The sequence below is a fragment of the Loigolactobacillus backii genome (assembly GCF_001663675.1).
Classification (GTDB): domain Bacteria; phylum Bacillota; class Bacilli; order Lactobacillales; family Lactobacillaceae; genus Loigolactobacillus; species Loigolactobacillus backii.
In genome coordinates this window covers 1868652-1883125 of record NZ_CP014873.1, presented here as the reverse complement: position 1 = coordinate 1883125, position 14474 = coordinate 1868652, and the positions used below count along the sequence as shown (strand labels likewise).

The window sequence follows — 14474 nt, the reverse complement described above, 5'->3', positions numbered from 1 at the left end:
CGGACATTTCCTGTCCGTTCATCCAAGTCAACCACCACGAAGATTTTTCAGAAAGAAGGAAATGCCCTATGTGTCATGATACTACAAAATTATTATTAGGAATAGCTGACGAGAACCTAAAAATTACTGACGGTGAAACTGGAGAAGACGGGGTTATTCGCTTAACTGGCCACTTGGATTACACGCCGAAGGCTTGTCCCAAGTGCGGGATTATCAATGATCAAAAGATTATTAACTACGGCTGGCGCAATACCACTATCAGATTCTCGAAGGTTCTGAGCAACACCGTCATCTTAGCCTTAAAGCGCCGCTATTTCCACTGTAAAGAATGTCACGGCAACTTTCTTGCACAAACATTGGCAGTTCCGAAACACTGTACAATTTCAAACACCAGCCGCAAAGAATGCCTAGAGAAGCTCGGTGAACCGGTCTCTTTGAAGCACATTGCCAATGAAGTATCGGCATCAGATTCATTTGTGGGCCGCCAGTTAATGCGCGCTGAACGAGACTTTCAAACCAATTGGCACTATTTACCAGAGATCATCTTAATGGATGAGGTGAAGAGTACCAAGAGCGCTACTGGTGCCATGAGCTTTGAGTTCATGAATGGCGAAACCCATGAATTAATCGACTTACTCCCTTATCGAACCATCAATAAACTAGAGAAGTATTTTTACCGCTTCGATCAAGCTGCCCGAGAAAACGTCAAAATTATTGTGACTGATATGAATTATACCTACCCCAAGCTTGTGCAGACCGTGTTCCCCAATGCCATGGTGGTCATGGACAAGTTTCATATTATCAACGCCCTAAATCGGGCGTTTAACAAAACCAGAATCAAGGTGATGAAGAAGTTTACCCCGTCTTCTCGCGAATTTCACGCCCTTAAGCGCTACTGGAAGCTGTTGTTAGTACCAACTGAACAGCTTAACTTTGAACAATTCAAAAAGTGGACTAATTTTCCTTACTGGATGGCTGCCACCGATGTTGTCCATCAGCTGTTATCGTTGGATTCAGAACTAGAACAAACTTATCAAGTCTTAAACAGCGTCCGGTCAGCTGTCCAACATCAAGATTGGCATAACTACAATGCGGCATTTTGGAATAACAAAACGTATTCTGAAGAAATGAAGAACACGATTAAAACACTTGAAAGCCATCATGATGAGATTCGTAACACCTTTACCACACACTATTCAAATGGTCCTTTGGAAGGTTCTAATAATAAAATCAAGGCGATCAAACGAGCCAGTTTTGGCTATCGCAGCTTCTGGAGGTTTAGAACTCGAGTACTATACGTTTTCAAAATCAAAACAAAAAGAGCCCTAATCACGAAGTGATTAGAACTCGAAATATGGATTCACCAACAACAGTTGACGAAGAGCCAATAAAAACAACCTCGAAATAATCTAGTTCATTAGATTATTTTTAAGTCGTCTTATTTTAAATTGCCTCATCAATTAAGAATTCTTGGAAAACATCGTTACCCAAGAATTCACCTCGCTTCGTTAAACTTAAACGATCGCCTTGTTGCTTCATTAAACCACGCTTAATCAAGTTATTAACGGTTTGGCCGTAAACAGCCGCAATCGGCAAATGAAATTTCTCTTCAAAACGCGTTTGGGAAACACCTTCCCTCTTACGCAAACCAAGGAACATTTCCTCTTCAATTTGTTCAGATAAAGATAAAACACGATGCTCAAAAACGGGTAATTTGTTGGCCCGTAAAGGCTGTAAATACTGTTGAATCGGACCAAAATTTTGGTAACGATCCTTTCCTAAATAACCGTGGGCACCAGCACCAAAACCAAAATATTTTTCATTGCGCCAATAGATTAAATTATGCTGGGATTCCATACCTGGTAACGCGAAATTACTAATCTCATACTGCGCACGACCTGCCTGAGCAAATTTTTCAATGGCCAGTTCATACATATCAGCCTCAATATCCTGCGTTGGCAAGAACAGCTTTCCTTGACGCATCATATTATAAAAAACAGTTTTACGTTCGAGAATTAATGAATACGTTGCGTAATGCGGCAAATCTAAAGCAATTGCCCGGTCTAAACTATCCGTAAAATCAGCAATGCTCTGCCCTGGCAAACGAAAGATTAAATCAATACTGATGTTATCAAAACCAACTTTACGAGCATTTTTAATGGCTGTATAAACATTGGCGCTAGTATGAATTCGGCCGATCTTTTTCAAAATTTCGTCATTAAAAGACTGAACGCCAATGCTCAAGCGATTAACCCCGTAATCACGCAACACCTGCAATTTATCAGTTGTGAGTAAATCATTGGGATTGGCCTCAAACGTAAATTCTCCTTCTTCAAAAGGTAAGTAACGACGAATTCCCGCCAATAAATGGGCCAACTGTTTTGGTGTTAATGTAGTCGGCGTTCCTCCACCAACGTAAATTGTTTTAATTTCTTCTTCAGGATGTGCTGCCATTACCAGCCGCATCTCCGTAATCAAGCGATCAATATATTCATCAACTGGCTGTCCTTCTAAGAAGACTTTATTAAAATCACAATAGTAACAAATATGCTCACAGAAGGGAATATGTAAGTAAGCCCCGGTCATGAAAGTAGCTCCCCCCTATATTGCGTAAAGTAATCGCGGGTTGCCACTTCATCAAGTTTAAGCTGGTCAATCAAACCGGCAGCACTATCAAACTTAACTTCACCACGTAAACGACTGTACCAAACAATTTCAACTGGTTCGCCGTAAACCATTTTGCCAAAATTAAGGATGTAGATTTCAATTGTAACGTCACGATCATCACCAAAAGTAATATTACGGCCAATCGAGGCCATTCCTAAATACCAAACGTCACAAATTTTAATTTGAACTGCATAAATTCCAATTCCTGGCACCCGTGAATAAGGTTCAGGTCGAATATTAACCGTTGGAAAACCAATCGTCCGCCCGCGTGCTTCACCATGGACCACAGTGCCAAGTAAATGGTAAGGATAACCTAATAAACTAGCCGCTTCATCGATATCACCAACATCAATTGCTTGCCGAATTCTTGTTGAACTGACTTTTTCTGCATTTTGATTCAATTGACCGACCTGAATAACGTCAAAACGTCCCTTTGCAAATTGTGGTAAATCGGCCATTCCCGCACGTTGTGGACCAAAAGTATAATCGAACCCTGCTACCGCTACTTGGGCATGTAAATCCACAATGTACTGTTTAACAAATTTTTCCGGCGCTAAGTTAGCAAAAGCCGAAGTAAAATCAACAATGTAAAGAAGATCCACCCCTAACTCTGCCATCCGATCTATCTTTTCTGGAATCGTGGTTAGATAAGTTGCCGAACGACGATCCAATTGATGAAAGACTAGTGATGGATGTTGGTTAAACGTCATTACGGCCAAACGTAAATGACGTTTCCTTGCTTCCTCCCGGGCACGCCCAATAACCGCTTGATGCCCACGGTGTACGCCATCAAAAAAGCCTAAGGTCAAGACAACCGGTTCTGGTTTAATTTGTTTAACTGAGTACGGGTGGTGAATTCGAACGACGTCCATATCAATTACTCCTTTAATTCAAAGATCAGTTTTCAACTGAAAACATCTTTTCTGGTTTATATAAATTTGGGTACTGTGACTGGTGGTACAACGCCTTAATTGATCCTTCAAAACGAACGGCAACCGACGCTTCGTCGGCAACCATACTGAAAATTTCTGCAGGTAAAAAGGCGCCGTTTTGAACTTGGTGCCACTGCTCGATTGTTAAATCTACGGCGGGATAGTGACGCAAAGCATAATCCAACGGTCGTAAAGCCGTTAACGATTGTTGTTTTTCCACTAAGTCGGTCAGTGCTTCTAAACTGATAGTATCAGCGAGTGCAAAACCACCGCTGTATGTTCTCGTTAAAGCGGACATTACCGCTGGATAACCCAGCTTAACCCCAACATCAACGGCTAAGGTTCGGACATAGGTCCCCTTTGAACAACTAACCTCAAATTTAAACTTGACCGTTTTAGCTTGTTCATCATATTGCGGTTCATTTAAACGTTTAAAATCCGTGATGGTGACCTGCCGTTTAGGTCGTTCAACGGTTTCTCCTGCCCGTGCGTAATCATAAAGTCGCCGACCATTAACTTTAATTGCCGAATACATTGGTGGGGTTTGAGTGATAGTACCAGTAAATTGGTGCAAGGTTTGATCAATTACTTCATTACTGGGTGCTGCCGCAACTGCCTTCGTGGCAATAACCTCACCATCCAGATCCTCAGTTGTCGTCGCAAAACCCAAGGTAACCTCACCTTGATAAACTTTACCACTCCCAACCAAATAATCAACGACCTTAGTTGCTTTGCCAATACAAATTGGTAACACACCATCAACGTTAGGATCCAATGTGCCCCCATGACCCACTTTACGCGTTTTTAAAATATGACGAACTTTTGAATCACATTGCCGACTTGTCATTCCTCTAGGCTTATATAATGGTAAAATACCATCCATTTGACATCCCCCGCTTAATTTTATTTAACTTACACTTACTTTTAATTAGACGTATTTATTATAGCAAAAAAGCGGCCAAGTCACAAAAGAAGCCGCTATCATTTTGGCAAACAAAAAAGAGTGTGGAAAAACGCTTGTACGAAACCACAAAATTCAATCGTAAGCGTCTTTCTCCCACTCTCTCATAGGTTATCCACGTTCTTGTCGGTGTAATTGATCAATTAATTGATCAATTCGATTGCCGTATTGAACTGATTCATCACGTTCAAAGGTTAGTTCAGGAATCTTATATAAGCGAATTCGCTGCCCTAATTCCTTACGAATTAGACCGCTTGCCTTTTCTAAGCCCTGTTGTGCCTTTTCACCATCATGTGCAGTATCAGAAAGAATACTGTAATAAATAGTGGCCTGTTGTAAATCACCAGTTACATTAACACCAGTAATTGTGACGCCTTGTACACGTGGATCACGTACTCGTTTCATCAAAATATCCGTTGTTTCCTTTTGGATTTCCTGTGAAACACGACCAATCCGATAATGTGCCATTAGTTTACCTCCAAGGTCTACTACTTAACCGGAACTTCTTCCATGATATAAACTTCAATTGTGTCACCAATCTTGACATCATTGTAATTTTCAATCATCAAACCACCTTCAAAGCCTTGACGAACTTCTTTTACGTCGTCCTTCAAATGCTTCAAACTAGCAATTTTACCATCATAAACGACAATACCATCACGAATTAAGCGAACACCTGAATCTCGTTGAACTAAGCCACTTGTGACGTAAAAACCAGCGATAGTCCCAACTTTAGAAACCTTGTAGATTTCACGAACTTCAAGCTGCCCAATAACCTTTTCTTTATAGGTTGGTTCGAGTAAGCCTTTCATTGCAGTTTCAACTTCATCAATTGCTTGATAGATAACGTTATGCAAACGAACATCAACGTCTTCTGAATCTGCCTGTTCCTTTGCTCGTGCAGTTGGTCGAACGTTAAAGCCAATAATAACCGCATTACTTGCTGCGGCCAGAGTAACATCACTTTCATTGATTGCACCAACGGCCTCGTGGATAATATTAACCCGAACGCCTTCAACCTCAATCTTTTGCAAACTGTTGGCTAAAGCCTCAACTGAACCTTGTACGTCCGCCTTAATAATGACGTCAACCTCTTTAAGTTGACCCTCTTGCATGGTTTCAAACAAATTATCCAAGGTAACGTGTTTAGTATGATTACGTTGTTCTAATACAGCACGTTTAGCCCGTTCCTCACCAGCAGCACGCGCTGTTTTCTCATCTGCAAAAACAACAAACTTATCGGCAGATTCTGGAACGTCACTTAAACCAGTAATTTCAACAGGGGTTGAAGGTGTTGCTTCCTTAACTCGGCGGCCTTGATCACTGGTCATGATCCGAACACGCCCAAAGGTATTCCCAACCACAATTGGATCACCAATGTGCAAAGTTCCTTGTTGAACAAGTAACGAAGCAACCGCACCTTTACCCTTATCTAAACGAGCCTCAATTACAGTTCCGGCTGCTTTTTGTTCTGGATTAGCCTTTAATTCAAGCATATCGGCTTCAAGCAAAATCATTTCGAGTAATTGGTCAAGGTTTTTACCAAATTTTGCGGAAATAGGTACAAAAATGGTATCGCCACCCCAGTCTTCAGGAATTAAACCGTATTCGGTTAATTGCTTCATCACATTATCAGGATTAGCGTTAGGTTTATCAATCTTGTTAACCGCAACGATAATCGGTGCGTGGGCGGCCTTAGCATGATTAATGGCCTCAATCGTCTGTGGCATTACCCCATCATCGGCGGCAACAACCAGCACAATAATATCGGTGATATCTGCACCTCGAGCACGCATATCCGTAAAGGCAGCGTGTCCTGGTGTATCCAAGAAAGTAATTAAACGATTATTTGATTTTACTTGGTAGGCACCAATTGCCTGCGTAATTCCGCCTGCTTCGCCCTCAGTGACATTAGTGTGACGAAGTTTATCAAGTAATGTTGTTTTACCATGATCAACGTGACCCATGATGGTAACAACTGGTGGCCGATTTTCAAGGTGTTCAGTATTCGTTTGACCATCTTCAAAGAATTTATCTAAATCAGAAATATCAACGGTAACTTTTTCTTCGGCCTTAATCCCATAATCAGCGGCAAGAATTTCGATCGTGTCCTTGTCCAAAGATTGATTTTGGTTAACCATTGTTCCCATCATAAATAACTTCTTAATGATTTCGGCCGGTTCGCGATGAATTAATTTAGCAATGTCCTGAACGTTCATACCTTCAGTATATTGCAATACTTCTGGCAACGCACGATCCTTACGCTGAGTAGCTGGTGCCTGGGGCTTGCTTGAACGATTAAAGCGCCGGCCCTTCTTTTTATTAAAGCGACCACGATTATTACCGCCAAAACGATTGCCACCCCGATTATTGTTACCCCCGAAACGGTTCTGCGTTCCGCCAAAACGATTATTATTGCGACTATTACCATTACCACCAGTAACTCCGGTGCGATTACTGTTATTAATCCGAGTTGTGTGGCCACTGGTCACGTTTTGTGGATTCGCAGCATTTATTGGTGCACGGTTAGGTGATTTAGCCTGTGTGTTAACGTTTTGGTTGGCGTTAATTCGTGCATGGTTATTATTATGTTGGTGATTATTATTTGATTGACCATGATTATTATTCTGCTGGTTACCACGGTTATTATTAAACCGTTGGCCCTGACGATGATCATTATTATTCTGCGACTGAGTAGTTGAATGGTGCGCTTGACTACTCGTATGACCTTGATTACTTTGATGATTTTGCGTACTTTGTGTGTTGCGAACTACCGGCTTGCTGGCCGAATGGTGTTCGTGATTAGCCGGTTGAACTGGCTTTTTAGTTACTACACTTTTAGTTTGTGTGTTTGGCTTTTTCTCCTCCTTTTTCGGTCCAAAAGTTGCCCGTAAAGTCTTTTCTTGACTATCGTCAACAGTGGACATATGATTTTTGACCGAAATTCCGGTCTTTTTTGCATGGTCCAAGATCACTTTAGATTCGACATTTAATTCTTTTGCTAGTTCATAGATACGTTTTTTAGCCATATCTTCACGCTCCTTGCGTATTCAGTAGCGCAATCAGTCGCTTAGCAAAGCCTTGATCAACCACTGCGATGATTGTTCGTGGTCGGCCTAATGCTTGACTCATTGCTTCTTTGGTGAAGGCGTTTAAAACGGGCACACTGTAAGTGTCACCCTTTGCAGCAAATTTAGCTTGAGTTGCTTGACTTGCGTCAGTTGCAACCAAAACCAATTTGGCCTTTTCCTGTTGAATTGCCTTGATCACGAGGCCCTCACCCATCACCAATTGCCCGGCTCGCAAACTAAGTCCCAGCAAATTCAACGCTTTTTGATTACTTAGCATCTTTAGTGCCAAAAAGTTCTTGGCGTGCCTTTTGATGCTTAACGTAGGCTAATAATTCTGCATAAAAATCATCAGTTACCGCAACATTTAAGGCCTTATCTAAAATATGCTTGCTGCCTGCTTCTTCAACTGCTACCGGTTCAAGCGAAATGTACGCGCCGCGGCCGGATTTTTTACCAGTTGAATCAATAGTGACAGCACCTTCTTTATCACGAACGATCCGAACCATTTCTTTTTTAGGTTTCATTTCGTTGCTGACAACATCTTTGCGCATGGGAATTTTTCGTTGTTTCATGTGTGTCACCCCCATTAGTCTTCCTGATTAGTTTGGTCGGTGTCACCGTCGTCAACTGGCGTATCATTTACTTCTGTTGCTGACGTTTCTGGCCGTTTTTCTTCTTCTGCTTCTTCTGGTTCATCAGCCTCAGTTTCAGATTTGATATCAATCTTGTAACCCGTCAACTTAGCAGCAAGTCGCGCATTTTGACCACGTTTTCCAATGGCCAATGATAATTGATAATCAGGTACAATAACGGTCACGGCCTTTTCATTTTCTGGATCAAAAGTCACATCGACCACTTGGGCTGGATTTAGAGCATTGGCAATGTAAGCCGCCGGATCATCCATCCATTCAATGATATCCATATTTTCACCGGAAAGTTCGTTAACAATTGCTTGAACACGCTGGCCCCGGGGACCGACACAAGTCCCAACTGGATCAACGTTTTCATCATTACTACGAACCGCCATCTTAGTTCGATCGCCGGCCTCACGAGAAATTGAAACAATCTCTACTGTTCCATCATAAATCTCCGGAACTTCTTGTTCAAATAATCGTTTAACTAAGTCAGGGTGTGTCCGACTAACGTATACTTGCGGTCCCTTTGGTGTATTTTCAACCTTAGTTACGTAAACTTTAATCCGATCATGGGGCTCATAATGTTCGTTCGGCATTTGATCATTTTTGGCCAAAATGGCCTCAATTTTACCTAAACTAACGTAAATATAGCGACTATCCCGGCGCTCAACGACACCTTGCATAATCTCATTTTCGTACTTAATGTACTGGTCATAAATGATATTACGTTCGGCTTCACGAACACGTTGTAAGATAACTTGCTTGGCCGTTTGGGCCGCAATTCGACCAAAGTCTTTCGGAGTTACCTCGAAACGAATGTCATCGCCAACCTCATAAGCATCATTAATGACTAAGGCGTCCTTGAGACTTACTTCGAGGCGAGAATCAAACACTTCATCAGTAACTTCTTTAACAGCGTAAACGTGAATATCACCCTTAGCTTGATCAAACTCAACCTCTACATTTTGTGCTTGACCGTAGTTACGTTTATAAGCTGATACTAAGGCAGCTTCTAGTGCCTCGATCACAACTTCTTTTTTGACGCCTTTTTCCGTTTCCAGTGCATTTAGGGCACTCAGCATTTCCTTGCTCATTTTTGTTCGGTCCCTTCAACTTAAAATTCAATCGCCAATCTGGCTTGCGCAATTTTTTTACGATCAAAAGTCATTTCTTTATGTCGTGTTTTAATTTTTATGTCCAATGTTAACTCATCCGCTGAAACTGATTTCAAGGTACCTTCATAAATTTTAGCACCAGCAACCGGTTGGTATAAGGAAATATGAATGTAGTCCCCAATTGCTCTTTGATAATCGGCCTCTTTTTTCAAAGGACGTTCTGCGCCAGGCGATGAAACTTCAAGAAAATAAGCCTGTGGAATGGGATCAGGATCCATGGCATCAAGCTGTTCGCTAACCTTTTCGCTTACAAGCGCGCACTCTTCGATATCAATGCCACCTGGTTTATCAATATAGACGCGTAAATACCAGCTTTTTCCTTCCTTCACAAATTCAATGTCAACCAATTCAACATGAAGATCACTCACAATCGGCGTTACAACATCCTGAACTGTTTCTATGACGCTACTCACACTGACGCCTCCTTTAAAAATTCGGTTACTTTTTACATGATTAAAGTGTGTCTAGAATTTAACCAATAAAAAGAGCGAGCATCGCTGCTCACTCCAACTAAGGTATCAAAATACTGTTTATATAATACCATAGAACCTGTGCTAGCGCAACTTTCCTTACCTTAACTACATCATATCAAACAAGGATAACTGGTTTTCATCTGGCATCCCATCAAGAACATGATTCTCAGTCAAATAATCAATTAACGTCTTAGACACTTTGCCGCGTTTACTTAAGTCTTCTTTAGACAAAAACGGTTTTTCTTCCCGGGCAGAAACAATTTGTTTAGCAACGTTCATCCCTAGACTTGGAACTGCCCTAAATGGTGCCAGAAGTGTTTTGCCATCATCTTCAATAACAAATTCTGCCGCGTCTGAGCGCTCAACACTAACCATTTCAAATTTAAAACCACGCTCAAGCATTTCGTTAGCCAACTCTAAAACAGTTAAGAGATTCTTTTCTTTTGCTGAAGCATCCATGCCCTTATCCGTGATTTCTTTCATGGCCGCTTTAACTGCATCTTTTCCGTGGGCCATGGCAACCAAATCAAAATCCTCGGCCCGAACTGTAAAGTAGGCCGCGTAATAAAGAATTGGATAATAAACTTTAAAGTAGGCAACTCGTAATGCCATTAAAATATAAGCAGCCGCGTGCGCCTTAGGAAACATGTATTTAATCTTCAAACAGGAATCAATGTACCAATTGGGCACATTTTCATTTTCGCGCATGGCCTTTTGCCACTCATCGGGAATCCCGCGGCCTTTACGAACGTGCTCCATTATTTGGAAGGCCATCGAAGCATCCATTCCGTAATGAATCAAATCAAGCATAATATTATCCCGACAACCAATAACATCCTTTAAAGTGACAACGTTCTTTTGAATTAGTTCTTCAGCGTTACCCAACCAAACATCCGTCCCGTGTGATAAGCCAGAGATTTGGAGTAATTCAGAGAAGGTTGTTGGGTGAGTTTCTTCTAACATGCCACGAACAAAGCGAGTTCCAAATTCCGGAATTCCTAGCGTCCCAGTTTTTGAACCAATTTGCTCCGGCGTAACATCTAAGGCGTCGGTACCTGAAAACAAGGACATTACCTTGGGGTCAACTGGTGGAATTGATTTCGGCTCAATTCCCGACAGATCCTGTAACTTACGAATCATTGTCGGATCATCATGCCCTAAAATATCCATCTTCAAAATATTATCGTGAATCGAATGGAAATCAAAGTGACTCGTTTTCCAAGGCGCGCTCTGATCATCGGCCGGATATTGAATGGGTGTAAAGTCGTAAATATCCATGTAATCCGGCACAATCAAAATACCAGCCGGATGTTGCCCTGTTGTTCGTTTAACTCCCGTTGTACCCTTCGCTAAGCGATCAATTTCTGCGCCACGATACGTTTGCCCAGTATCACGCTCGTAGGCCTTAACGTAGCCATAACCAGTCTTGTCTGCCACCGTGCCAATCGTACCAGCACGGTAAACGTTATTTTCACCAAAAAGAACCTTCATATAATTATGGGCAATTGGCTGATAGTCACCAGAGAAATTTAGATCGATATCCGGCACTTTATCACCGTGAAAGCCTAGAAAAGTTTCAAAAGGAATATCATGACCGTCTTTTTCTAAGTCACTCCCACAGTCAGGACATTTTTGGTCAGGTAAATCATAACCAGAACCGTATTCACCCTTAGTGAAAAACTTAGTGTAATGGCACTTATTACAACGATAATGTGGTGGTAAAGCGTTGATTTCCGTAATTCCGGCCAGATAGGCTACTAAACTTGAACCAACTGATCCACGTGAACCAACCAAATAACCATCCTTATTACTTTTATGCACTAATTTCTGAGCGATTAAATAATGTACCGCAAAACCATTACCAATAATACTTTTCAGTTCTTTAGAAATTCGCTCTTCAACAATTTCAGGCAACTTTTCACCATATAGTTCATGGGCCGTTGTGTAGGTCATGGTCTTAATGTCATCTTCGGCGCCAGGCATTTTAGGTGTGTACAATTTATCTTTAACTGGCGACATAACTTCAACTTCTGCCGCAATCTTTTGTGGATTAGTAACGACCACTTCTTTGGCGGTTGCTTCCCCTAAGAAATGAAATGATTTCAGCATCTCATCTGTCGTCCGAAAATGAACATCGGGTAAATTAATTCGGTTCAGTGGATTGGCACCACCTTGGGAATTAATTAAAATTTTACGGTAAATTTTATCTACAGGATCCAGATAATGTACATCTCCGGTTGCAACAACTGGTTTACCCAGTTCCGCGCCAATTTTAACAATATTTTGGATAATTTCTTCTAAGTCACCATTATTGTTAATTAGTTGCCGCTCCAACAGTGGTGCGTAGACTGCCTTTGGCATAATCTCTAAATAGTCGTAGAACTTGGCCTTTTTACGCGCTTCGTTATAGCCTTTTTGCATCATTGTTGTAAAAACCTCACCGCTAGAACAGGCAGAGCCAATCATAATGCCCTCCCGGTACTTTTCTACCACACTACGTGGTAAGCGCGGAATTCGGTAAAAGTAACTAATCATTGATAATGAGACCAGCTTAAACAAATTCTTTAAACCGGCCTGCGTTTTGGCCATTAAGACGGCGTGAAACGGCCGAGCCTGTTTATAGGCATCATTTTCACCTAAATGCGAATTTAGATCATCAATATATTGCATGTTGTAACGTTTTTCTGCATCTTTTAAGAAAATAAATAACAAGTGCCCGGTAGATTCGGCATCCGCATTGGCCCGGTGATGGTGCTCCAAGTTAACTTTAAAACGTTTTGCCAATGAATCTAATTTATGATTTTTAAATTCTGGATGGAGCAAACGGGCAAGTTCCAACGTATCGACAATTGGAACCTCCACCTCGCCCATATCATGACGCGCATAACCTGCATTCAAAAAGCCAATATCAAACGTAACGTTATGGCCCACTAAAACGGTGCCTTGATAAAAGGCCTGAAATTTTGTGAAGGCTTCCTGTTCAGTATTAGTTCCTCGAACCATATCATCAGTGATACTTGTCAAATTAATGGTTGTTTCCGATAATGGGTGACCTGGATCAATAAACGCTTCAAATTCATCAATTACTTCACCGTTTTTCATTTTAACAGCGGCAAGTTCAATAATTGAATCGTAAACTGCCGATAAACCCGTTGTTTCTGTATCAAAGACCACATATTCAGTATCCTTTAGCGGCGCATGACTTAGGTTATAAGCAATCGGAACCCCATCATCAACAAGGTTAGCCTCAACACCGTAAAGAATCTTAACGTTATTTTTCAGTCCTGCTGTGTGTGCTTCGGGAAAAGCCTGAACGGCGGCATGATCCGTAACCGCCACTGCTGTTTGGCCCCACTTGGCCGCCTGGGCAACATACTCACTAATATTGTTCGTCGCATCCATTTGGCTCATGTTAGTGTGCAAGTGTAACTCAACCCGTTTCTCACCCTCAGAAGCCTGATCCAACCGCTCTTGGTGTTTAATTTGTTGAATATCACGCCCGTTTAGAACCAAATCACGCATGAAGTTATCTTCCTGAATACTGCCCTTTACTTTGACCCAGATACCAGGCTTCATGGCTGCAAATAATTGTTCATCTTCATCAGTCCGGGAAAACTTTTTAACAGTAAAAGAAGAAGTGTAATCGGTCATTTTAAAAATAAGCAACTGTCGTTTCGATCGTAAAACACGAACTTCAACGTCAAAAACGTAACCTTCAATCACAACTGAATTCTCTTCTTCAGTCAAATCAATCATTCGGCGAACTTCTTCTTTAGTATTAATCTGCCGACCCATTAAAATTGGTCCAGAAACTGCTTCTGCTGATTTTTTCTCTTTTTGGGCCGCAGCCTTTTGCAAACTAACAGCCGCCTGCTTGGCCAAGGCCGCATCCTGTTTGGCCTTTTGCGCCTTAAACTCATCAATTTTTTGTTGCGATGCCGATTCATCAATCATCGGGTGAATCGCCAGTTTAGGAAATCCCACTGTTTGGTAGGCCGTCTCAATTGGTTCTAAGGCTTGGGTCACTAAAAAGTTTTTGATAATTTCGTTATCGGCTAATAACAGGACCCGCCGGTCATTCAAATATGGTTGGCCTTTTTCACATAAATCTTGAATGAAGGGCGAAGTAATGCCACTGGTTTTTACAGCATAACGCCAGTAATCGGCAAGATTTTGATTGTCGACTTGAGCCTCGCGACTACTAATAGAGAATTTTACTCGCGCAATATCCGCAAATGCCTGTTGTAAATGTTGCCCTAACTTAGTAAATAGGCCAAATGGTAAAATATCGGCAAATTCAAAATAAAATTGCCAAACCTTGGATTGCTGATGGACAACTACTTTTTTGACTTTAGCCTGTTCAAAATACTGACTTTGCTCATCTGGTAAATCAAGCTTAATCTGTTCAAGTAATTTACTGAACAACTCACTTTCGCTTAAACTCACTATGGCCATCCTTTCTTGTAAAGCACGCACAGTTACTAAAAAGTGACGCAAAAAAATATTTGGCAGTTGTTAGCAAAAAATCACACTGGCCAAAAAATTTGCGTCACACTTTCT

General features: G+C 41.4%; 11 protein-coding genes. 1 reads left to right on the top strand and 10 read right to left on the bottom strand.

Going from position 1 to position 14474, the window contains the following annotated elements; genetic code table 11:
• Positions 1–68: 68 nt before the first annotated feature.
• A complete protein-coding gene (locus AYR53_RS08520) occupies positions 69–1340 on the top strand; it encodes an ISL3 family transposase (protein ID WP_068279055.1) in 1272 nt (423 codons plus the stop codon).
• A 103-nt stretch (positions 1341–1443) separates the two neighbouring features.
• Here AYR53_RS08520 and hemW read toward each other — a convergent pair whose 3' ends face one another.
• From hemW to AYR53_RS08470, 10 genes are all read right to left on the bottom strand, one after another.
• Complete coding sequence (gene hemW / locus AYR53_RS08515; protein ID WP_068224613.1) at positions 1444–2586, bottom strand: radical SAM family heme chaperone HemW; 1143 nt, start codon at positions 2584–2586, stop codon at positions 1444–1446.
• Positions 2583–3539 carry a riboflavin biosynthesis protein RibF gene (ribF, locus tag AYR53_RS08510; protein WP_068224616.1) on the bottom strand — a complete coding sequence of 319 codons (957 nt, stop codon included), beginning with the start codon at positions 3537–3539 and terminating at the stop codon, positions 2583–2585. Before ribF ends, hemW begins: the two co-directional genes overlap by 4 nt.
• A 25-nt stretch (positions 3540–3564) precedes the next feature.
• Positions 3565–4482 (bottom strand): tRNA pseudouridine(55) synthase TruB, encoded by a 918-nt coding sequence (gene truB, locus AYR53_RS08505; RefSeq protein WP_068224620.1) that lies wholly within the window; start codon positions 4480–4482, stop codon positions 3565–3567.
• A 189-nt stretch (positions 4483–4671) separates the two neighbouring features.
• The gene (rbfA, locus tag AYR53_RS08500; protein ID WP_068280808.1) at positions 4672–5028 is read right to left on the bottom strand and encodes a 30S ribosome-binding factor RbfA; all 357 of its coding nucleotides are present in this window, start codon (positions 5026–5028) and stop codon (positions 4672–4674) included.
• 20 nt (positions 5029–5048) lie between these two features.
• Positions 5049–7589 carry a translation initiation factor IF-2 gene (gene infB / locus AYR53_RS08495; protein ID WP_068224626.1) on the bottom strand — a complete coding sequence of 847 codons (2541 nt, stop codon included), beginning with the start codon at positions 7587–7589 and terminating at the stop codon, positions 5049–5051.
• Between the two features lie 4 nt (positions 7590–7593).
• Positions 7594–7908: a L7Ae/L30e/S12e/Gadd45 family ribosomal protein gene (locus AYR53_RS08490; protein WP_068224629.1), complete on the bottom strand. Its 315-nt coding sequence runs from the start codon at positions 7906–7908 to the stop codon at positions 7594–7596.
• Positions 7898–8203: an RNase P modulator RnpM gene (gene rnpM / locus AYR53_RS08485; RefSeq protein ID WP_068224632.1), complete on the bottom strand. Its 306-nt coding sequence runs from the start codon at positions 8201–8203 to the stop codon at positions 7898–7900. The genes AYR53_RS08490 and rnpM overlap by 11 nt, the downstream gene beginning before the upstream one ends.
• 14 nt (positions 8204–8217) lie before the next feature.
• The gene (gene nusA, locus AYR53_RS08480) at positions 8218–9360 is read right to left on the bottom strand and encodes a transcription termination factor NusA (RefSeq protein ID WP_068224635.1); all 1143 of its coding nucleotides are present in this window, start codon (positions 9358–9360) and stop codon (positions 8218–8220) included.
• Between the two features lie 20 nt (positions 9361–9380).
• Positions 9381–9854 carry a ribosome maturation factor RimP gene (gene rimP, locus AYR53_RS08475; protein WP_068224638.1) on the bottom strand — a complete coding sequence of 158 codons (474 nt, stop codon included), beginning with the start codon at positions 9852–9854 and terminating at the stop codon, positions 9381–9383.
• Positions 9855–10019: 165 nt separating this feature from the next.
• Positions 10020–14360, bottom strand: a complete 4341-nt coding sequence (locus AYR53_RS08470) for a PolC-type DNA polymerase III (RefSeq protein WP_068280812.1) — start codon at positions 14358–14360, stop codon at positions 10020–10022.
• Positions 14361–14474 lie beyond the last annotated feature (114 nt).